20 protein-coding genes are annotated in these 20,595 nt (G+C 69.2%); 11 read left to right on the top strand and 9 right to left on the bottom strand.

Translation table 11 applies throughout. The features are described 5' to 3' along the window. Window positions 1-90 precede the first annotated feature (90 nt). From I5803_RS06695 to I5803_RS06680, 4 genes are read left to right on the top strand one after another with little or no spacing between them, the layout of a single operon-like run. The gene (locus tag I5803_RS06695; RefSeq protein WP_231402360.1) at window positions 91-618 is read left to right on the top strand and encodes a MarR family winged helix-turn-helix transcriptional regulator; all 528 of its coding nucleotides are present in this window, start codon (window positions 91-93) and stop codon (window positions 616-618) included. After that, window positions 615-2,069: an efflux transporter outer membrane subunit gene (locus tag I5803_RS06690; protein ID WP_354001630.1), complete on the top strand. Its 1,455-nt coding sequence runs from the start codon at window positions 615-617 to the stop codon at window positions 2,067-2,069. The genes I5803_RS06695 and I5803_RS06690 overlap by 4 nt, the downstream gene beginning before the upstream one ends. A gap of 16 nt (window positions 2,070-2,085) precedes the next feature. After that, entirely contained in the window at window positions 2,086-3,381 is a 1,296-nt protein-coding gene (locus I5803_RS06685; RefSeq protein ID WP_231402359.1) for an HlyD family secretion protein, read from the top strand. A gap of 8 nt (window positions 3,382-3,389) precedes the next feature. Next, window positions 3,390-4,949 carry a DHA2 family efflux MFS transporter permease subunit gene (locus I5803_RS06680; protein ID WP_196985599.1) on the top strand — a complete coding sequence of 520 codons (1,560 nt, stop codon included), beginning with the start codon at window positions 3,390-3,392 and terminating at the stop codon, window positions 4,947-4,949. Window positions 4,950-4,972: 23 nt separating this feature from the next. On the opposite strand, the gene I5803_RS06675 is transcribed toward I5803_RS06680, so the two are convergent. The 3 genes from I5803_RS06675 to I5803_RS06665 are packed head-to-tail and all read right to left on the bottom strand — an operon-like array spanning window position 4,973 to window position 9,120. Beyond that, window positions 4,973-6,067, bottom strand: coding sequence for a lipocalin-like domain-containing protein (locus I5803_RS06675; protein ID WP_494337215.1), 1,095 nt, complete (start codon window positions 6,065-6,067; stop codon window positions 4,973-4,975). Further along, window positions 6,067-8,592 (bottom strand): ABC transporter permease, encoded by a 2,526-nt coding sequence (locus I5803_RS06670; RefSeq protein WP_196985597.1) that lies wholly within the window; start codon window positions 8,590-8,592, stop codon window positions 6,067-6,069. Before I5803_RS06670 ends, I5803_RS06675 begins: the two co-directional genes overlap by 1 nt. 42 nt (window positions 8,593-8,634) lie before the next feature. Further along, window positions 8,635-9,120, bottom strand: coding sequence for a hemerythrin domain-containing protein (locus tag I5803_RS06665; protein ID WP_196985596.1), 486 nt, complete (start codon window positions 9,118-9,120; stop codon window positions 8,635-8,637). Window positions 9,121-9,253: 133 nt separating this feature from the next. On the opposite strand from I5803_RS06665, the gene I5803_RS06660 reads away from it, so the two are divergent. Beyond that, complete coding sequence (locus I5803_RS06660; RefSeq protein WP_196985595.1) at window positions 9,254-10,213, top strand: threo-3-hydroxy-L-aspartate ammonia-lyase; 960 nt, start codon at window positions 9,254-9,256, stop codon at window positions 10,211-10,213. 19 nt (window positions 10,214-10,232) lie between these two features. Beyond that, window positions 10,233-11,015 (top strand): type I 3-dehydroquinate dehydratase, encoded by a 783-nt coding sequence (aroD, locus tag I5803_RS06655; RefSeq protein ID WP_196985594.1) that lies wholly within the window; start codon window positions 10,233-10,235, stop codon window positions 11,013-11,015. A gap of 11 nt (window positions 11,016-11,026) precedes the next feature. Here the strand turns inward: aroD and I5803_RS06650 are convergent, their stop codons facing one another. Genes I5803_RS06650 through I5803_RS06640 form a run of 3 tightly spaced genes read right to left on the bottom strand, consistent with a single transcriptional unit; the run spans window position 11,027 to window position 13,801 of the window. After that, window positions 11,027-11,686 carry an ABC transporter ATP-binding protein gene (locus I5803_RS06650; RefSeq protein WP_196985593.1) on the bottom strand — a complete coding sequence of 220 codons (660 nt, stop codon included), beginning with the start codon at window positions 11,684-11,686 and terminating at the stop codon, window positions 11,027-11,029. Continuing rightward, window positions 11,683-12,618 (bottom strand): tRNA (adenosine(37)-N6)-dimethylallyltransferase MiaA, encoded by a 936-nt coding sequence (gene miaA / locus I5803_RS06645; protein ID WP_196985592.1) that lies wholly within the window; start codon window positions 12,616-12,618, stop codon window positions 11,683-11,685. The genes I5803_RS06650 and miaA overlap by 4 nt, the downstream gene beginning before the upstream one ends. Beyond that, window positions 12,611-13,801, bottom strand: coding sequence for a multidrug effflux MFS transporter (locus tag I5803_RS06640; protein WP_231402357.1), 1,191 nt, complete (start codon window positions 13,799-13,801; stop codon window positions 12,611-12,613). Before I5803_RS06640 ends, miaA begins: the two co-directional genes overlap by 8 nt. A gap of 40 nt (window positions 13,802-13,841) precedes the next feature. Between I5803_RS06640 and I5803_RS06635 the strand changes: the two genes are divergently transcribed. Further along, window positions 13,842-14,264, top strand: coding sequence for a hypothetical protein (locus I5803_RS06635; protein ID WP_196985590.1), 423 nt, complete (start codon window positions 13,842-13,844; stop codon window positions 14,262-14,264). A gap of 9 nt (window positions 14,265-14,273) precedes the next feature. Here the strand turns inward: I5803_RS06635 and I5803_RS21985 are convergent, their stop codons facing one another. Next, window positions 14,274-14,747 (bottom strand): YciI family protein, encoded by a 474-nt coding sequence (locus I5803_RS21985; RefSeq protein WP_196985589.1) that lies wholly within the window; start codon window positions 14,745-14,747, stop codon window positions 14,274-14,276. An 89-nt stretch (window positions 14,748-14,836) separates the two neighbouring features. Between I5803_RS21985 and I5803_RS06625 the strand changes: the two genes are divergently transcribed. Next, entirely contained in the window at window positions 14,837-15,319 is a 483-nt protein-coding gene (locus I5803_RS06625; RefSeq protein ID WP_231402356.1) for a GNAT family N-acetyltransferase, read from the top strand. Here I5803_RS06625 and I5803_RS06620 read toward each other — a convergent pair. Further along, on the bottom strand, window positions 15,306-16,154 hold the full coding sequence (locus tag I5803_RS06620) for an alpha/beta hydrolase (protein WP_196985588.1): 849 nt from the start codon (window positions 16,152-16,154) through the stop codon (window positions 15,306-15,308). The genes I5803_RS06625 and I5803_RS06620 overlap by 14 nt on opposite strands. A 33-nt stretch (window positions 16,155-16,187) precedes the next feature. Next, window positions 16,188-18,047 (bottom strand): DNA mismatch repair endonuclease MutL, encoded by a 1,860-nt coding sequence (gene mutL, locus I5803_RS06615; protein ID WP_196985587.1) that lies wholly within the window; start codon window positions 18,045-18,047, stop codon window positions 16,188-16,190. Between the two features lie 50 nt (window positions 18,048-18,097). Between mutL and I5803_RS06610 the strand changes: the two genes are divergently transcribed. The 3 genes from I5803_RS06610 to I5803_RS06600 are packed head-to-tail and all read left to right on the top strand — an operon-like array spanning window position 18,098 to window position 20,593. Continuing rightward, window positions 18,098-18,745, top strand: coding sequence for a VTT domain-containing protein (locus I5803_RS06610; RefSeq protein ID WP_196985586.1), 648 nt, complete (start codon window positions 18,098-18,100; stop codon window positions 18,743-18,745). A 52-nt stretch (window positions 18,746-18,797) separates the two neighbouring features. Continuing rightward, on the top strand, window positions 18,798-20,117 hold the full coding sequence (locus I5803_RS06605; RefSeq protein WP_196985585.1) for an aromatic ring-hydroxylating dioxygenase subunit alpha: 1,320 nt from the start codon (window positions 18,798-18,800) through the stop codon (window positions 20,115-20,117). Next, the gene (locus I5803_RS06600; protein ID WP_196985584.1) at window positions 20,114-20,593 is read left to right on the top strand and encodes an aromatic-ring-hydroxylating dioxygenase subunit beta; all 480 of its coding nucleotides are present in this window, start codon (window positions 20,114-20,116) and stop codon (window positions 20,591-20,593) included. Before I5803_RS06605 ends, I5803_RS06600 begins: the two co-directional genes overlap by 4 nt. The last annotated feature ends 2 nt before the right edge of the window (window positions 20,594-20,595 follow it).

Genomic DNA, 20,595 nt, shown 5'->3' with positions numbered 1-20,595 from the left:
CCAGCAGGTGGCTTTTTTTTGAGCTCTGCAACCACTGACTCAACAAACACAGCCTTGACAATATTTGACTAGGCAAGTATTATCGGGGCCATGTCATCGCTTCCGACCCCGAAAAAGACACGGCGCACGCCCGAGGTGCCGATGTTCTACCGCCCGGACAACTACAAGCCGGACGAAAGCGTGGGCTACCTCATGCGCCGCATCCTCAACACGGTGTCCGCGGAGGTCGAGCGCGAGCTCGAACCCACCGGCCTCACCAACGCGCAGTGGGTGCCGCTGCTCAAGCTGTACATGGGCTCCGCCTCCACGGTGGCTGAACTCTCCCGCGCTTGCTCCATCGACAACGGCGGCATGACGCGCCTGCTCGACCGGCTCGAAACCAAGGGCCTGGTGCGCCGCACGCGCTCCAGCGAAGACCGCCGCGTGGTGAACCTCGAGCTCACCGACGAAGGCCGCGCCGCGGCGCAGGGCATCCCGGCCATCCTGTGCGGCGTGCAGAACGCCCACATGCGCGGCTTCAGCGTGGAGGAGTGGACGACGCTCAAGTCGCTGCTGCGCCGCATCCTGGACAACGCGAGCGCGATCCAGGCCGAACGAGAAGAAGGAAAGACCCAGTGAACACCCAGAACAACGGCCGGCGCCTGGGCGCGCTGGCGGCAGCGCTATTCCTCGCGGGTTGCGCGAACATGTCCGGCATCGAGCCGCAATCGAAGCTGCGCGATGCCGCGTCGGTCGGCCTGTCCGGCACGGCGATGGCGTCCGCGGTTCCGGCCGCCGAATGGTGGCGCGATTTCGGCGACGAGCAGTTGAACCAGCTCATCGCCCTCGCGCTGAAGGACAACCCCACACTGAAAACGGCGCAGGCGCGGCTCGCGCGTGCGCAGGCGGTGAGCGAAGTGGCGGAATCCTCGAAGCTGCCCCAGCTCAACGGCTCCTTCGACGCGACGCGCCAGAAGTACAGCGCCAACGGCCTGTATCCGCCGCCGATCGCGGGCTCCATCAACAACAGCGGGACGCTGCAGCTCAACGCGAGCTGGGAGCTCGACTTCTTCGGCAAGAACCAGGCGGCGCTCGACGCCGCGCTGGGCACCGCTCGGGCCGCGCAGGCCGATGCCGACGCCGCGCGCGTGCTGCTCGCGAGCAACGTGGCGCGCAGCTACTTCCAGCTCGCGCGGACGAACGACCAGCTCACCGTGGCGAAGCGCACGCTCGCGCAGCGTGAAGAGTCGCTCAAGCTCGTCGGCGACCGCGTGCGCGCGGGCCTGGACACCCAGCTCGAGCAAAAGCAGAGCGAAGGCGCCCTGCCCGAAGCGCGCCAGCAGATCGAGGCGCTGCAGGAGCAGGCCGAACTCGCGCAGCACGCGCTCGCCGCGCTCACGGGGCAGGGCAATCGCCAGCCCGTGGCGGCACCGCCCAGCCTCGCGGCGCTCAAGCCCGTGCCGGCGCCCACCGAGCTTCCGGCCAACCTGCTCGCCCAGCGCGCCGACATCGCGGCTGCGCGCTGGCGTGTCGAAGCCGCGGGCTACGACGTGAAGAACGCGAAGGCGCAGTTCTATCCCAACATCAACCTCATGGCCTTCGTCGGCCTCAACAGCCTGGGCCTCGGCCGCCTGCTGAACGTGGGCAGCGAGCAGTGGGGCGTCGGCCCGGCGGTGCGCCTGCCGATCTTCGAAGGCGGCAAGCTGCGCGCGAACCTGCGCGGCAAGACGGCCGACCTCGACGCCGCGGTGGAAAGCTACAACGGCGCCGTGCTCGACGCGATCCACGACACGGCCGACCAGGTCTCGTCCGCGCGTTCCGTCGCCAGGCAGCAGGCCGAGCAGCGCGATGCGCAGGCCGCCGCCGAGTCCGCCTACCAGATCGCGCTGCAGCGTTACCGCGCGGGCCTGGGCACCTACCTGAACGTGCTCACGGCCGAGACGGCCGTGCTGAACCAGCGCCGCCTCGCGGTGGACCTCGCCGCGCGCGCCCTGGACACGCAGGTCGGATTGATCCGCGCCGTGGGCGGTGGCTGGCAGGCCGACGCCACCGTGCCCATCGCCATGAATGCATCGAAGGCTTCCCAGTAATACCGGAATGAAGAACATGAGCAACGACAACAACACACCCGTCGCCGAACGAGCCGCCCCCGCGGGCAACACACGCCGCCGCAAGGCGCTCACGATCCTGGCCGGCGGCGTGCTCGTCATCGGCGCGGCCTGGGGCGCGTACGAATGGCTGGTCGCGAGCCACTACGAATCCACCGACAACGCCTACGTGCAGGGCAACGTCATCCAGATCACGCCGCAGGTCGGCGGGACGGTGATGGCCATCTATGCCGACGACACCGACTTCGTGAAGGCGGGGCAGCCGCTGGTGAAGCTCGACCCGGCGGACGCGAAGGTCGCGCTCGACCAGGCCGAAGCCGGCCTCGCGCAGACCGTGCGGCAGGTGCGCACGCTGTATGCGAACAACGGTTCGCTGTCGGCGCAGATCAACCTGCGCGAGGCGGACGTGCAGAAGGCGCAGGCCGAAGTGGCGCGCGCCAACGACGACCTGAACCGCCGCCAGTCGCTGGTCGGCAACGGCGCGGTGTCCAAGGAAGAACTGAACCACGCGAGCTCGCAGCTCGCCAATGCGCGCAGCGCGCTGCAGGCCGCGCAGGCCGGCGTCGTCGCCGCGCGCGAGCAGCTCACGAGCAACCAGGCGATGACCGAAGGCACCAGCGTCGAGCAGCACCCGAGCGTGCAGGCCGCCGCGGCGAAAGTCCGCGAGGCATGGCTCGCGCAGCAGCGCGCCGCGATGCCCGCGCCCGTGGACGGCTACGTCGCCAAGCGCACCGTGCAACTGGGCCAGCGCGTGGCCGCCGGCGCGCCGCTGATGTCCATCATCCCGCTCAACCAGGTGTGGGTCGATGCGAACTTCAAGGAGGTGCAGCTGCGCAAGATCCGCCTGGGCCAGCCGGTGAAGCTCACCGCCGACCTGTACGGCAAGAAGATCGAATACCACGGCACGGTCGCCGGCCTCGGCGCGGGCACGGGCGCGGCCTTCGCGTTGCTGCCGGCGCAAAACGCGACCGGCAACTGGATCAAGGTCGTGCAGCGCGTGCCGGTGCGCGTCGCGCTCGACCCGAAGCAGGTTGCCGCCAATCCGCTGCGGGTAGGCCTGTCCATGGATGCGGAAGTGGACGTGAGCAACCAGGACGGCAAGACGCTGGCCGACGCGCCGCGCAGCACGCCGGTCGCGCAGACGGCGGTCTACGACGTCGCGGACGGCAGTGCCGATGCGGAAGTCCGCCGCGTGATCGCCGGCAACTCGGGCCGCGGCCGCACGATGATGGGCGCCGCACCCGCGGCCTCCGCGTCGGTCGCCAAGGCGCCTGCCGCTTCCACCACGCACTGAGCACCGCCATGGCTTCGTCACCGCCGTTGGCGCCGCCGCCGCTGGAAGGCGCCGCGCGCGTCTGGGGCACCATCGCCCTGTCCGCCGCGACCTTCATGAACGTGCTGGATACGTCCATCGCGAACGTGTCCCTGCCCGCCATCGCGGGGGACCTGGGCGTGAGCCCGAACCAGGGCACCTGGGTCATCACCAGCTTCGCGGTGGCCAACGCCATCGCGGTGCCGCTTACCGGCTGGCTGTCGCAGCGCTTCGGGCAGGTGCGCCTGTTCGTGGGCAGCGTCATCCTCTTCGTGATCGCGTCCCTCCTGTGCGGCATCGCGCCGAACATGACGACGCTCATCGCCTTCCGCGCGCTGCAGGGCTTCGTGGCCGGGCCGATGATCCCGCTGTCGCAGTCGCTGCTGCTCGCGAGCTATCCGCGCGCGCTCGCCGGCCTCGCGATGGCGATGTGGGGCATGACGACGCTCGTCGCGCCCGTCACCGGGCCGCTGCTGGGCGGCTGGATCACCGACAACATCTCCTGGGGATGGATCTTCTTCATCAACATCCCCGTCGGCATCATTGCCGCCATGTCCGCATGGGCGATCTACAGGAAGCGCGAAAGCGTCACGCGCAAGGTGCCGATCGACAGCGTGGGCCTCGCGCTGCTCGTGGTGTGGATCGCCGCGCTGCAGATGGTGCTGGACCTCGGCAAGGAGAACGACTGGTTCCACTCGGGGCTCATCGTGGGGCTCGCCATCGTCGCCGTCGTGGGCTTCGCGTTCTTCCTCATCTGGGAGCTCACCGACGAGCATCCGGTGGTGGAACTGCGCCTGTTCGCCCGGCGCAACTTCTGGGCCGGCACCATCGCCACCTCCATCGCCTACGGCCTGTTCTTCGGCAACGTGGTGCTGCTGCCGCTGTGGCTGCAGCAGTTCATGGGCTACACCGCGACGGATGCCGGCATGATCATGGCGCCCGTGGGCCTGCTGGCCATCGTGCTGTCGCCCGTCGTGGGCAAGAGCGTGAGCAAGGTGGACCCGCGCCGCTTCGCGACCGCCGCCTTCATCATCTTCGGCCTCGTGCTGTGGATGCGCTCGCACTTCAACACGCAGGCGGACTTCAAGACCATCCTCATCCCGACGATCATCCAGGGCGTGGCGATGGCGTTCTTCTTCATCCCGCTGATGACGATCACCATGTCAGGCCTCACGCCGGACAAGATGCCCGCGGCCTCGGGCCTCACGAACTTCGTGCGGATCACCGCGGGCGCGATGGGCACGTCGATCTCCACCACGCTGTGGGAAAGCCGCGCGGCGCTGCATCACTCGCAGCTGGCTGAAGCGGTGAACCCGGGCAACCCGACGGCGCAATCGACGATCGCGGCGCTGCGCGCGAGCGGGCTGTCGATGGAGCAGGCGCTGTCGCAGATCAACCGGCTCGTCGACCAGCAGGCCTTCATGCTTGCGGCCAACGACATCTTCTGGCTGTCGGCGGTGCTCTTCCTCGCGCTGATCCCGCTCGTGTGGCTCACGCATCCGCAGAAGTCCGGCGCCGGGGGCGCCGAGGCGGCGGCAGGAGCGCACTAGGCGGTGGACACGCACGGGGCGGGCTATACCTTCAGCCGGCCCGTGTAGCCCGTCATCTCGAGGTAGCCGCGGCCGACGCGCTTTCCGTTGCTGTCGAAGAGGTCCGCGACGCCTTCCCAGTAGATCGCGCCGGTCGATGCGCGGCTGTCCAGCTCCTGGTCGTCCACCAGCGCCTTCACCGTGTAGAAATCCGCGGGCGTGCGCACCATCCAATCGACCGGGTAGCGCGCCTGCGAGCGCGGGCTGTGCCAGCTGCGCTGCGGGCTGAAGATCGCCTCGCCCGGCCTGAAGACATAGGTGCCGCCTTGCGACGAGCGGAACGACCCGCCGTCCCACACCGTGGACCCATCGGCGCGCCGCAGGCGGAATGCGGTGAGCGCGCTGCCGTCATCGAGGTTCATGCCGATCCAGTCCCAGCCCACGGCGTCGCGGTGCAGGAGCTCGTCGCTCCATTCGTGGTCCAGCCAGGCCTTGCCCGTCACGGGCACGCGCGCGCCCTGCAGTGTGACGCCGCCCTGCACGGAAAGCTGCGGCAGGCTGTAGTAGTAGCTCGCCTGCCCGGGCTGCGGGCCTTTGCGCGACAGGCCCTGGTCTCCCTGCAGCAGGACGGGCTGCGTCGTCGTGCACGCCAGGTCCAGCGCGAAGTCGCCCGACACCACGCGGCACCGGATGCCTGCATCGCTTCGCTCCATCGACCAGTCGCGCAACTTCACCGCGAGATCGCCCTGCGCGGAGGCGGCAATGTCGAATCCTTCGCGGGCGATGCGTTGGTCATGCCAGAGCTTGCGACCCCGCACGTCCGTCAACGCCGCGTGCGCGAAGACCAGCTGCTTGGCCGCGAACTTCGATTGCATCGCCTGCGTGGCGTCCACGCGCGAGCGGAAGAAGGTCACCTGGAAGCCGAACTCGCGATCGCCCGAACGCAGCGCGCCCGTCACGTACCACCACTCGGTGCGGAACGCGGGGTGCGCGCCGTGGTCGCGCGGAAACATCAGGTTGGCGGGGGGGAGGGCGTGTGCACGCCCGCTGCCAAGCAAGGCGGCGCCCGGGCCTGCGATCAGGAAGGTTCGCCGGCGCAAGGACGTGTGCGATGCATCGGTGGGCGAGTGGGGCCGCACTACCAGTCCTCCTTCACCGCCAGCACCGCATCGCGCGTCGCCGCCGCGCGGCCCGCGAGCCACGCCGTGACCGTGCCGGCCGCGACCACCGCTACGCATAGTCCCAGCAGGCGAGCCCACGGCACCAGCAGGTCCATCGTCCAGTGGAAGCTCTGCGGGTTCACCACGTGCACCAGCACCACCGACACCGCGAGCCCCAGCGCGAGACCGGCGATGGACCCGATGGTCGTCCATACCGCGCCTTCCGCCGCGACCAGCCCGAGCACCTGCCCGCGCGTGAGGCCGAGGTGCGCGAGCAGCCCGAACTCCTTGCGCCGCGCCAGCACCTGCGCGCTGAAGCTCGCCGCGATGCCGAAGAGGCCGATGACGATCGCCACGGCCTGCAGCCAGTACGTGATGGCGAAGCTGCGGTCGAAGATGCGCAGCGACACGGCTCGCAGCTCCTGCGCCGACGAGAACTCGAGCGCGCCGGCTGCGCTGCCTGCGCTTCCCGCCAGCTCGCGCACGCGCGCTTGTACCTCCCCCGCGTCCGCGCCGGGCGCGAGCCACAGCTGCAGGTCGTTGGCGCGTGCATCGCCCGTGAGCCGCCGGTAGTCGGCACCCTCCATCGCGATCGCGCCGGATTGGCGCACGTAGTCGCGCCACACGCCCGCGACGAAGAAGCTCGCGCGTCCGTCGAAGGCTTTCGCCAGGGGCTCGAACGCTGCGCCGGGCCTGGCGCCATACAAGTCCACCATCGCTTCGCTGACGTAGATGGGCACCTGCCCGGCAGGCGCAGGATGCAGCGTGCCGACCAGCGGCAGTGCTTCGGCGGCGGGGCCGATGGTGCGCGCCAGCAGCGACACCGCGGGCCGGCCCGGGTCGAGCAGCAGCGGCCGGATGCGTTGCGACGTCACGCGGCGCACGCCTTCCACGCGCGACACCTGCTGCACGAGTTCGGGGGTGAACCACGCGCTGTCCGCCGATGCGGAGCCCGTCGCCGTGCGAACGTACAGGTCCGCCGGCAGCACGACGTCGAGCCAGTGCGTCACCGAGTCGCGAAAGCTCGCCACCATCACCGTCAGTGCCACCGCGAGGCTGAGCGACGCCACGACGCCGCTCACCGCGACCGCGGCGCTTTCGCGCACGCGGCGTGCGCGCTCGATGGCGAGCATGGGCAGCACGCGATGCGCCAGCGCCGGCGCGAGCCGGTCATAGAGCAGCGACACCGCCCAGGGCAGGGCGGTGATCCCGCCCACGAGCAGGAGCCCGATGGACAGGTAGGCACCCAGCGGGATGCCGGCGACGGGCGGCAGGAATGCCATGGCGGCGCCGGCCGCGACGGTGACGAGACTCGCGAGGTGGTGGTCCGCTCCGCCCGCGCCGCTGCCGAGCCCCTTGAGCGTCTGCGCGAGCGGCAGTCCGCGCGCGGCGCGTGCCGGCAGCCAGCCGCCCACGCCCGCCGCCGCGATGCCGAGCACGCCGTAGACGATCGCCGCCCCGGGGCTCCAGTGCAGCTGCGGCGCCACGCCCGGAAAATAGCCGCCGCCCAGGTCGCCGCCCAGCCGCGCCAGACCGAAGTCGGCCAGCGCGGTGCCCAACGCGATGCCTGCGAGGCTGCCGATGAGCCCGAGCACCAGCGACTCCACCATCACCACGCCCAGCCGTTCCCGCGAGGTGAGCCCGAGCACGCCCAGCAGTGCGAACTGCTGCGCGCGCCGCGCGACGCTGAGCGACAGCACGGAGTACACGAGGAACGCGCCGGTGAAGAGCGCCACGAGCGCGAGCACGGTGAGGTTGACGCGATAGGCGCGCGAGAGATTGTCCACGCGCTGCGCGGCGTCGCCGGGCTCGGTGGCCGTCACGCTGCCCGGCAACGCGAGCGAACGGAGGAAGCGGCCGTGGTCGGTGCCCGGGCGCAGGCGCAAGTCGATGCGCGTGAGCTGGCCCTGGCGCGCAAACAGGTCCTGCACCGCCGCGATGTCCATCACGGCCAGTGCGCCGCCTCCCGCGCCGACGGTCCCGGCAACCTGCGCGTCCACGAGTTGCACGCCGCTTTGCAGGCGCAGCACGGCAGCGGCATCGCCGAACGCCTGTCGAGCCGCCGGGTTCAGGAAGAGCTGCCGCGGCGCGAACAGCGCCATGCGATCGGCCCCCAGGCTTGGGACAGGCATGAGCGAGGGTGCGATGGTCGCCACGACGAGCGCGTCGACACCGACGACGCGCAGCGGCTTGCGCTCGCCGCCGGGAACGGAGGCGAAGGTCGAGAGTTCGAGAATGGGGCTGGCGGCGGCGACATCCGCGTGCGCGGCCGCCTTGGCGTACAGCGCTTCGTCCAGGCTGGCCTGGACGGGCCGAAGTTCGAGATCCGGCTCGCCGCCCGCCGAGCGGACGGCACTGGAAAATTCACTGAGCGCGGATGCGTTGATGAGGTGCACCGCGAAAGCCAGTGCGACCCCCAGCATGACCGCCAGGACGGCTGCGGCGTTGCGCCACGGGTGGTGGCGCAACTCCTGCCAGGAAAACGTGCGAAGCAGCGCGAGCATGGGCGCGATTGTGCGCGCCCCGCTGCGCCGGGGCTCCAGGCCTCAGGCCGTGGCTTCCATCTCGCCCTTCAGCTCCTCCTTGCGTGCTTCCAGCTCCTCGCGCATCGCGACCAAGTCCAGCTTGCGTGCGGCGCGGGCCTTGGGGAACATCTCGTTCTTCTCTTCCTTCACGTGGTGGTCGATGTATTCGCCGAGCACCTTCACCTTGGCGTCGAACATGTCGTCGGCTTCGCCGGCGGCTTCGATCTGCGCGATCAGGTCCTTGGCGCTGGCGTGCTCGACGTCGGCCTCGTCGATGAGGTCGGTTTCCTTGATCGCGCCGCGCAGGGCGGGGTAGAAGATTTCCTCTTCGATCTGGGCGTGCACCTTCAGCTCGTTGCAGATCTGCTGCGCGAGTTCCATCTTCTTCTGGCCGGCGCTGCGGGCGCGGGAGTTGGTGAGCTCTTCGTAGTCCTTGAACATCTTCTTGACGGCGCGGTGGTCGGCGTCGAGCAGGTCGCAGGCGTCTTTTGCGGAACGGGTTGCCATGTATTTTTCTCCTGGGTGGTTTGGGGGGTGTCACCCATCTTGGCGGCAATTGCGCACCGGTCTTGTAGGAATGCGTCAGGCGCCGCGCGGGAATTTATCCTGCGCCGGGCAGCGCATGCGCTACAGTATTTCCATGCTGTCCCTCCCCACCTACGACGATGTTTCCGCCGCGGCCGCGCGGCTCTCGGGCCACGCGCACCGCACGCCCGTCCTGCGCTCCACCACGGCCGACCAATTGCTGGGCTGCGAGCTGTTCTTCAAGTGCGAGAACTTCCAGCGCATGGGCGCCTTCAAGTTCCGCGGCGGTTTCAATGCGCTCTCGAAATTCGACGCGGCGCAGCGCAAGGCGGGCGTGCTGGCGTTCTCCTCCGGCAACCACGCGCAGGCGATCGCGCTCTCGGCGCGCCTGCTGGGAATCCCCGCGACCATCCTCATGCCGCTCGATGCGCCGCGCGCCAAGATGGACGCGACGCGCGGCTACGGCGCCGAGGTGATCACCTTCGACCGCTACAAGGAAGACCGCGAGGCGCTGAGCCGCAAGCTCGCCACGGAGCGCGGCATGACGCTGATCCCGCCCTTCGACCATCCCGATGTGATGGCAGGCCAGGGCACGGCCGCCAAGGAACTGTTCGAGGACGTGGGCGAGCTCGACGTGCTGCTCGTCCCGCTCGGCGGCGGGGGGCTGCTCAGCGGCTCCGCGCTGTCCACGCGCGCGCTGTCGCCGCGCTGCAAGCTGTACGGCGTGGAGCCCGAGGCGGGCGACGATGGCCGCCAGTCCCTGCGCAAGGGCGAGATCGTGAACATCCCCACGCCGCAGACGCTCGCCGATGGCGCGCAGACGCAGCATCTCGGCCAATACACCTTCGAGGTGATCCGCAAGAACGTCGACGACATCCTGGTCGCCTCCGATACGCAGCTGGTGGAGGCGATGCGCTTTTTCGCCGAGCGCATGAAGATGATCGTGGAGCCGACCGGCTGCCTGGGCTTCGCGGCCGCGCGCCACGCCGGGCTGGACCTGGCGGGCAAGCGCGTCGGCGTGATCCTGAGCGGGGGCAATGTGGACGTGGCGCGCTTCGGCGAGTTGGTGCGCTAGCGCTCCCTACAATCGGGGCATGCCTCCGCACGCCATCCAGCTCCCCCGAAACGCCACGGGCGCCCGCTTTCCCGCCATCTGCGCGCCGCTGGTGGGCCGCACCGCGCAGCGCCTGCTCGACGAAGTCGCCGTCGTCGCCGCCAAGAAGCCGGACATCCTCGAGTGGCGCGTCGATTTCTTCGAGGGCATCGCCGATACCGCCTCGATGGCGGACCTGTGCGGGCGCATCAAGGCGGCCAGCGGCGGTATCCCGCTGCTGGTCACGCGCCGCTCGGCGCGCGAGGGCGGCGAGCGGATCGAGCTGACCGAAGCGCAGGTCATCGCGTTGTACGCCGCGGTCTGCCGCACGGGTCACGTGGACCTGCTCGATTACGAAGCGGGCAATGCGCCGGCCGAAGTCGCCGAAGTGCGCGAGATGACGCGCGCGCATCGCGTCCAGCTGCTGCTCTCGTTCCACGACTTCCAGTCCACGCCGGCCGTGGAGGCAATCGCGGACCGCTTCGCGCGCGCCGCGCAGCTCGGCGCGGACATCGCCAAGGTGGCCGTGATGCCGCGGTCCATGGAGGACGTGCTTCGCTTGCTGGAGGCCACGCAGCGCGCGAGCCGCGAACTGGCGATTCCGGTGGTGAGCATGTCGATGGGCCGCCTGGGCGCGATCACGCGCCTGTGCGGCTGGGCGTTCGGCTCCGCGATGACGTTCGCCATCGGCGAGAGCCCTTCGGCGCCGGGACAGATGGCGATCGAGGACGTCGGCGCGGGCCTGGCCCTGCTGCAGAAGGCGTTGCGGCCCGACGACCTCTAGCGCTTCGCCCGCTAGGCGATGCCGCCGCTCGTCAGGCGCAGCGCGCGGTCCGCGCGTGCGGCGGCGGATTCCGAGTGCGTCACCAGCACCAGCGCCGCCCCGTGTTCGCGCGTCTGCGCGGCCAGCACGTCCATCACCTTCGCTGCGGTGCCCGGATCCAGGTTGCCCGTGGGTTCGTCGGCGAGGAGCAGCGCGGGCCGGTGGATCAACGCACGCGCGATGGCGACGCGCTGCAACTGCCCGCCCGACAGCTCCTGGGGCAAACGCCCGCCCAACCCGTCGAGGCCGACCGCGTGCAGCATCTCCTCGACATGCCGGCCCGCGGGTTGCTGCAGCAGCATCAGCGGCAGGCCGACGTTCTGCGCCACGTCGAGGTGCGGCAGCACGTGGAAAGCCTGGAAGACGAAGCCCACGTGCCGGCGGCGCATGAGCGCGCGTTCGTCGCCTGTGAGGGCCTGCAGGTCCCGGCCGTGGAGGATCACCTGGCCTTCGTTCCAGGTGTCCAGGCCCGCCATGCAATTGAGCAGCGTGGATTTGCCGACCCCCGATTCGCCGACGATGGCGACAAATTCGCCGGGGTCGATGTCGAGCGTCACGTTCGAGAAAACGGTTGCCTCGCCATAGCGCTTGGCGAGGCCGCGCAGGGACACGACCGGGCTGGTGCTCGTCACAGCATCTCCCTCGCGGCCTGCAGGAGCTGCGCGGCGGCATCGGGCGCATCGCACGCGATCACGTGCCGCCGCGGCATGCCGCGCAGCCAGGTGAGCTGCCGTTTGGCAAGCTGGCGCGTCGCGGCGATGCCGCGGTCGCGCAAGGTGCCGGGTGCATGGACGCCGTCCAGCATGTCCCACGCCTGCCGATAGCCCACGCAGCGCATGCTCGGCAAATCGGGCGTGAGGTCGCCGCGCGCGCGCAGGCGTTTCACTTCGTCGATGAAGCCCGCGGCCAGCATCAGGTCGAAGCGCTGCGCGATGCGTTCGTGCAACCACGCGCGATCCCGCGGCTCCAGCGACACCAGCGGCGTCTCCCTGAAGGGCGACGTACCCGTCGCCTCGCCCCGTGTGTGGAAACTCGACAGCGGCCGGCCGGAGAGGCGATACACCTCCAGTGCACGCTGCACCCGCTGCGTGTCCCCGGGCGCCAGGCGCGCGGCCGTCGGCGGGTCCACGCGGGAGAGCTCCGCATGGAGCGAAGCCTGGCCATCGCGTGCGGCCTGCGCGTCCAGGCCTGCGCGAACTTGCGCATCGGCGGGGGGCATGTCGTCGATGCCGTCGAACAGCGCCTTGAAGTACAGCATCGTCCCGCCTACCAGCAGCGCGGGCTTGCCGCGTGCGTTGATCTCGCCGACCAGCCGCGCCGCGTCGGCGGCGAATTCCGCCGCGCTGTAGGCCTGCAGCGGATCGCGGATGTCGATGAGGTGGTGCGGCACCGCCGCGAGTTCGGCCGCCGTCGGCTTGGCGGTGCCGATGTCCATGCCGCGGTAGACCAGCGCGGAATCCACGCTGATGATCTCCGCGCCGTGCTCGCGCGCGATCGCGAGCGCCGCGGCGCTTTTGCCCGATGCGGTGGGGCCGGCGAGGGCGATGACGCGCGGATCAGGCATGGCGCGGATCCCCATGACGTTGCACCAGCGTCCAGGAAACCGCGGCGATGACGGCGCTCCAGAACCAAACGCCCGACGTCAGTGCGAACACGGTGCCGTCCAGCCGCCTGCCCACCCAGCCGCCGACCGCGAAGGCGGCCACCATCATCAGGAAACCGTTGAGCGCCGACGCCGCGCCCGCCGCCTGTGGAAAAGGCGCGATCGCGCCGCTCTGACCGCAGGGCTGGTGCACGCCGTGCGCGAACATGAAGATGCAAAAGGGAAGCGCGATCGCCCAGGTGGTGTGCAACCCCGCAAGTGCCATCGCGCCCATGGCCGTGCCCGCGAGCACGCTCACGCCGCCCGCGATGGCGACGGAGCGCCGCACGCCGAACCGCGGCAGCAGGCGCCGGCACCAGAACGTGCCGGCGATGTACACGGCCGCCATGGAGAACATCACGAGGCCGTATTGCGTGCGCGTGAGGCCCAGCACCTGGATGAACACGAAGGACGAGGAGGCGAGGAAGGTGAAGAGGCCGGCATACGACGCGGTCGACAGGGCGGAATAGGTGAGGAAGGTCGGATGCCGCACGATGGCAAGCCAGGTCGACACGAGCGTCGCGGGCTGCAGCGCGTTCGGGTTGGTGCGCGGCGCCGTTTCCTCGAAGCGCAGGGCCACCACGAGGAACGCCAGGGTGCCGAACAGGGCCGGCGCCGCCAGCGCGAAGCGCCAGCCGATCCAGTCCGACAGCAGCCCGCCCACCGGCGCGCAGGCGCACGCGATGAAGCCCAGTCCGGTGAGGCCCCGCGACATCATGCGGGCGCCGGTCTCCGGCGTGTACAGGTCCCGCACGATGGCGCGGGCGCCCATCACCGCCGCGCCCATCGCAGCGCCCTGGATCGTGCGGCAGGCGATCAGCAGCGACATTGACGGCGCGAGCGCGCAGGCGATGGAGGCGAGGGTGTACGCACCCAGCCCGCACAGGAGCACCGGCCGGCGGCCGAAGCGGTCCGACAGCGGCCCCCAGACGAGCTGCGAGGTGCCGAAGGCGAGCAGCAGCATCGTGAGCGTGAGCTGCGCCTGGGAGACCGGGGCGGCGAGGCTTTGCGTGAGCGCCGGCAGGGCGGGCAGGTACAGGTCGGTCGTGACGGGCTGGATGCCCAGCAGCAACGCAAGCACGACGACGACCAGGCGGGGGGACATCGGGCGAGCGTAGCAGAGGCGAAAGCGGTATAAACCGGCCATGTCCCCCGCCATGATCGCCGCGCTGTGCTTCACGGTCGCCCTGCTGGTGACGACTGCGTACTTCATCCTCGGCTCGATCCCGCTGCTCGTCCTGAAGCACGACACGCCGCTGGACGCCCGCTTCGTGCGCGGCTTCTTCAATGTGTACTACGCCGCGGGGCTGGCCACGGCGAGCGCGACGGCGCTCAGCTACCTCTTCGCCGGGCGCTTCGCCCTGGCCTTCGGCGCGGCCGGGCTGGCGGTGCTGGCCGTGGTGCTGCGCAAGAGCATCATCCCGAAGATGGATGCGCTCGGCGAGCAGATCCAGACCAGCGGCGCGGAAGCCATCGCCGGGTTCCGCAGGACGCATTTCACCGCGATCGCGATCAACATCGCGCAGCTCGTGGTGATCGTGTGGAGCCTCACCGCGGCGCGCCTGTAGCGGCCCGCGTCAGAAGGGCTTCTTCACGACCTTCTCGTGCAGCTGGTTCACCATCATCAGCGCGGCCGAGCCGTAGTAGGGGTGGTACTGAGCGACCATCTCGCCCTTGATGATCACGGGGTCCGTCGCGGTGAGTTTCTTCGCCTCCTCGACGTCCGCCACGGCGAAGATGAAGAGCCCGCGCCAGCCGTCGGCGCCATCGAAGGGCCCCGCGAGCGCGAGCTTGCCTTCCTTCGCGAGCCGGCCCATGTTCGCGAAGTGGCCCTTGAACATCTCGTCGCGCTCCGGCCCGGCCGGTACCCTGTTCGGGCCGGTCTGCAGGATGACGAGCACGTAGCTGCGCATCCCGCGCTCGTCCGCGCCCAGGGACCGGGCGAGCTCCGGGTCGAAGGCGGCCGGGGGCGGGGGCGCGGTTTGGGCCTGGGAAGCGGCGCAGGCGAGCAGCAGGGCGGTTGTGGCGAGGAGTGAGGAAAGGGAAGTCACTTGGGGCACCTCGAGTCGGCGGAAGTCCATGATGCCAGCGGGCGGAAGCGATGACAATGCGGGCTGTTGTGTGTCAATGGAAGGTTCAGATGAAGGAAATGGATGCGTCCAAACCCGTGGCGCAGGACTCGCCCGGCTATACCGTCTCCAGCGACCCCGCGCGCATCGACGCGAAAGCGGCGCACGCCTTTCTCTCCCGCTCGTACTGGGCGCAAAGCATCCCCTACGAGACGGTGGAGCGCGCGCTGTCCAACTCCCTGTGCATCGGCGCCTTCCATGAGGGCACGCAGGTCGGCCTTGCACGCCTCGTCACCGACCGCGCGACCTTCGCCTACCTGGCGGACGTCTACGTCCTGGAGGAGCACCGCGGCCGCGGCGTGAGCAAGATGATGATGCAGGCGATGCGCGACCACCCCGAGCTGCAGGGCCTGCGCCGCATGCTGCTCGCCACCCGCGATGCGCACGGCTTGTACGCGCAGTTCGGCTTCAAGCCGCTGATGGCGCCGGACCGCATGATGGAGATCAACCAGCCGGACATCTACACCCGCGGCGGCAGGGCTAGCGCAGGCTGAACAGCTCCGCGAGCGCCTGCCGGTAATTGGCCTGGCCGACCGACATCGTGCTGAAGTGCGAGCCGCCTTCGACCAGCACGAACTTCTTCCTGCCCTGCGCCGCGTCGAAGAGCTTGCGGCCGAGCGCGTTGTCGATGAGGGTGTCGCTGGCGCCGTGCACCACGAGCAGCGGCGAGCCGATCTTCGCGACCTTCTTCACCGATTCGAAACGCTGCGTGATCAGCGGCCCCACCGGGAGCCAGCCCCACTTCATGCTGCTCGCCACATCCGGGATGGAGGTGAAGGTGCCTTCGACAATGGTGCCCTGCTCATCGTCGACTTTCGAGGCGAGGTCGATCGCGACGGCCCCACCCAGCGAGTGGCCGAAGATGAAGCGCGGACGCTGCGGGTACTTCGCGGCGAGCCAGGCCCAGGCCGCACGGGCATCTTCGTAGGCCATGTCTTCGGACGGCAGTCCGGGTGTGCTTTTGCCGAAGCCGCGATAGTCGATCGCGAGCACGGAGAACCCCAGCTCCTGCATGCGTCGGATGCGCGGCGCGGAGCCTTCCACGTTCCAGCGCGCGCCGTGCAGGTAGAGCATCACGGGCGTGCGGGCGGATTCCTTGTCGGCGGGCAGCCACAGGCCGTGCAGGCGCGCCGGCGCCTTCGTCACTTCGGAGCCGAAGTCGATCCAGACGGGGTCCATGTCGCGCGCGAGTTCGGCGGTCGAGCCCCAGCTGCGGTCGCTGGGCTGGAAGATCCAGGCGCGCTGCTTCTCGTCCAGCGTGGCGCAGCCCATGGTGAGCGCAACGGCGGCCGTCGCGGCCAGGCCGGCGAGGAGGGTTCTGCGTTTCATGACCGGTGACTGAGCCATTGCGCGCCGAAAAGTTCAGCGCCCGCGCATGAACAGGGCATCGAGCTCGCGCACCGTCAATTGCCGCCAGGTCGGCCGGCCGTGGTTGCACTGGTCGGAGCGCTCGGTTTCCTCCATCTGGCGCAGCAGGGCGTTCATCTCCTCGATCGTCAGCTTGCGGTTCGCGCGGACCGCCCCGTGGCAGGCCATGGTGCCGAGCAGCTCGTTCTGCGCGCGCTGGATGACGGTGCTGGCGTCGTGCTGGGAGAGTTCGGCGAGCACGCTGCGCGCGAGTTCCACCGCGTCGCCATCGGCCAGCGAGGTCGGCACCGCGCGCACGGCCAGGGTCTTGGGCGAGAAGGGCGTGATCTCGATGCCGAGCGCGAGCAGGGGCTCGGCGCTCGCCTCCGCCGTCGCAACCTCCTGCGGCGTGGCGGCGAAGGTCGCGGGGATCAGCAGCGGCTGGCTCGCGATGCGGTCCGTGTCCATCTGGCGCTTCAGGCGCTCGTACACGATGCGTTCGTGCGCCGCGTGCATGTCGACGATCACGAGGCCCTGCGTGTTCTCCGCGAGGATGTAGATGCCTTGCAGCTGCGCGATGGCGCGGCCCAAGGGCCAGTCGCCGGGAGGCAGGGGATTTGCCGGCGCGGGCGATGCGGTGGACGGCGAGGGCGCTGCACCGGCGGGCCATGGCGCGGCGGACGCCGTCGAAGGCGCGGAGGGTTGCCACAGAAGCGACAGGTCGCTGACGCGATTGCCGACCGGCGAATCGAAATTCATCCCCGGCTGCGCCCAGCCCATGCCGCTGGGCCGCGATTCCTGCGCGGTGAGCGGTACCGCGGCTTGCGTAGCGAACGGCGATGCCAAGGGCGACCCGGCCGCCTGCTGCGCACGCGGCGCAGCGAGGGCGTTCTCCACCGCGTGCCGCACGGCCTGGTGCACTTCGCGGCTGTCGCGAAAGCGCACTTCGATCTTGGTCGGGTGCACGTTCACGTCCACGCGCGCCGGGTCGATTTCCACGTAGAGCGCGTAGACCGGCTGGCGGTTGCCGTGCAGCACGTCCTCGTAGGCGCTGCGCGCCGCGTGCGTGAGCACCTTGTCGCGTACGTAGCGCCCGTTGACGTACGAGAACTGGTGGTCCGAGCGCGAGCGCGAGGCATCCGGAATGCCCGCGCGGCCGGTGACGCGGATGGGGCCGGCGTGATAGTCGACCGCGACGCTTTCGTCGACCATCTCGGGGCCCAGCACATCGGCCAGGCGCTGCTCGCGCGTCGCGGCACGCCATTGGTCGACCAGCTTGCCTTCGTGCCAGATCGCAAAGCCCACGTCGGGCCGCGCCAGCGCGTGCCGGCGCACCGCCTCGATGCAGTGCGCGAGCTCTGTCGCGTCGGTCTTGAGGAACTTGCGGCGCGCGGGGGTCGCGAAGAACAGCTCCTTCACCTCCACGGTGGTGCCGGTCGCGCGGGCCGCGGGGCGCAATTCGCCGGTACGTCCGTCCAGCATGAAGGCGCTGGCCTGGCCGGCCGTGCGGGACAGCAGGTTCAGTTCCGCGATGGATGAAATCGCGGCCAGCGCCTCGCCGCGAAAGCCCATGGTGCCCACCGATTCGAGGTCGCTCAGCGACGCGATCTTGCTGGTGGCGTGCCGCTTCAGGGCGACGCCGAGTTCGTCGTGCGGGATGCCGACGCCGTCGTCTTCGACCGAGATCAGGCGCACGCCGCCGGCCAGCAGGCGCACCGTGACCTGCGTCGCGCCGGCGTCGAGGGCGTTGTCCACGAGCTCGCGCACCACGGACGCGGGCCGCTCGACGACCTCGCCCGCGGCGATCTGGCTCACCAGCTCATCGGGAAGCTCGCGGATCGGGCGGCGCGGGGCGGGGGACAGCACGGCATTCATGAGTTGCGGCCATTCTAGAGCGGGGCAGGCGGGACGGATAATCGGTCGCCATGGACCTGCTCGCATTCTTCATCGACCTCATCCTCCACATCGATACCCACCTGGAAAACCTCGTCACGACCTATGGCGCGGGGGTGTACGTGATCCTCTTCCTCATCATCTTCGTGGAGACGGGCGTGGTGGTGATGCCCTTCCTTCCCGGGGACTCGCTGCTGTTCGTCGTCGGGGCGATGTGCGGCGTCGGGCTGCTGAGCTACCCGGTCGCCGTCGGCGTGATGTTCGCCGCGGCGGTCCTGGGCAACCAGAGCAACTACACCATCGGCAAGTATTTCGGGCCGCGCGTGTTCCAGTGGGAGGACTCCCGGTTCTTCAACAAGAAGGCCTTCGACCAGGCGCATGCGTTCTACGAGAAGCACGGCGGCTTCACGATCGTCGCGGCGCGCTTCATGCCCTTCCTGCGCACCTTCGCGCCCTTCGTCGCGGGCGTCGCGGACATGACGCGCAGCAAGTTCACGCTGTACGACATCACCGGCGGCGCGCTGTGGGTCGGAGGCATCGTCACCGCGGGCTACCTCTTCGGCGGCATTCCGTGGGTGAAGGAGCACCTGGACAAGATCATCTGGGCGATGATCCTCATCCCCGGGGTGCTGATCCTCTTCGGGGCCTGGAAGGCGCGCCGGAAGGCGGCCGCCGCCTGACCATGCGGCGGAATTGATAAGTAAGCGTATTATTTCGGCAGGAGACGCTGCCATGAACGCACCGCAGACACTTTCGCGCTGGAGCACTCCCGGTTCCAGCCGTGTGCCTTTTTGGGCCTACACCGACGCGCAGCTGTACCAGCGGGAGCTCGAGAAGATTTTCTACGGCGCGCACTGGTGCTATGTGGGACTGGAAGTGGAGATCCCCAACCTTGGCGACTTCAAGCTCGCATGGGTGGGCGAGCGGCAAGTGATCATGGTGCGCGACCGCAAGAAGCCCGCCGGGAAATTGGAATCTGACCCCGATTCCGGAATCCGCGTCGTGGAGAACCGGTGTGCGCACCGGGGCGTGCGCTTCTGCCAGAAGCCGCAGGGCAATGCGCGCAGCTTCGTGTGCCCCTACCACCAGTGGACGTACAAGCTCAATGGCGAACTCGCGGGCTTGCCGTTCAAGGACGGGGTGAAGGACGGCGAGTGCGTGAACGGCGGCATGCCGGCCGACTTCGACATCAAGCAGCACGGGCTCACGCAACTGCGTGTCGCGGTGCTGCACGGACTCGTCTTTGCGACTTTCAGCGACGACACGGAGAGCCTCGCCGAGTATCTCGGCCCGCAGGTCATGCCTTGGCTGGACCGCATCTTCAAGGGCCGGCAGCTCACGCTCCTGGGCTACAACCGCCAGCGCATCCCGGGCAACTGGAAGCTGATGATGGAGAACATCAAGGACCCGTACCACCCGGGGCTGCTCCATACCTGGTTCGTCACCTTCGGCCTGTGGCGCGCCGACCAGAAAAGCCGCATGGTGATGGACGCGCAGGGCCGGCACGCGGTGATGATCTCGCGCCGCAACGAGGGCGGACAGAACGCCGCGGTGACCGAAGGCGTGACCTCGTTCAAGGCGAACATGACGCTGCACGATGCACGACTGCTGGACGTGGTGCCGGAGCCCTGGTGGACGATCGACGACCCGTCGAACCCCGGCAGCGACATCACGCCCACGGTGACGATGATCACGCTGTTCCCGAGCCTCATCATCCAGCAACAGGTGAACTCGTTGTCCACGCGCCATATCGTGCCGCGCGGCGAGGGCGAATTCGACTTCATCTGGACGCATTTCGGCTTTGCCGATGACACGCCCGAAATGACGCGACGCCGCTTGCGCCAGGCGAACCTGTTCGGGCCCGCGGGATTCGTCAGCGCCGACGACGGCGAAGTCATCGAGCTCAGCCAGGACGGCTTCCGTCAATGGGGCGAAGAAGGCGCCACGCTGTGCGAGCTGGGCGGCACGGGCACCGGCCCCACGGAGCACATGGTCACGGAAACGCTGATCCGCAGCATGTACGCTTACTGGAAGAGGGTGATGTCCGTATGAGCAGCGAGCGCCTGCTGCTGCAGCTGGAGATCGACCAGCTCAATGCCGACTACGCGGCGGCGCTGGACGAAAAGCGCTTCGACGACTGGCCGCTCTTCTTCACCGCGGACGGCAAGTACACGGTGCAGGGCAGGGAAAACTTCGATCGCGGCCTGCCGCTCGCGCTCATCGCGCTGGAAAGCCAGGGGATGATGAAGGACCGCGTCTACGGCGTGACGCAGACGATCTACCACGCGCCCTACTACACGCGGCACGTGATCAGCCCGGCACGTGTGCTGGCGCAGGAGGGGAGCCTGGTCACGGCTCAATCCAATTACGCCGTGTTCCGCACGCGGCCGGGCGATTCGAGCGAGGTCTATAACGTCGGGCGCTACATCGACGAGATCGTACGCACGGAAGCCGGCCTGCGTTTCGCAAGCCGGCTCTGTGTCTACGACAGCGAGATGATCCTCAACTCGCTGATCTACCCGATATAGAC

The organism is Caenimonas aquaedulcis, from assembly GCF_015831345.1.
Taxonomy (GTDB): domain Bacteria; phylum Pseudomonadota; class Gammaproteobacteria; order Burkholderiales; family Burkholderiaceae_C; genus Ramlibacter; species Ramlibacter aquaedulcis.
This window is presented reverse-complemented; position numbering and strand designations above follow the sequence as displayed.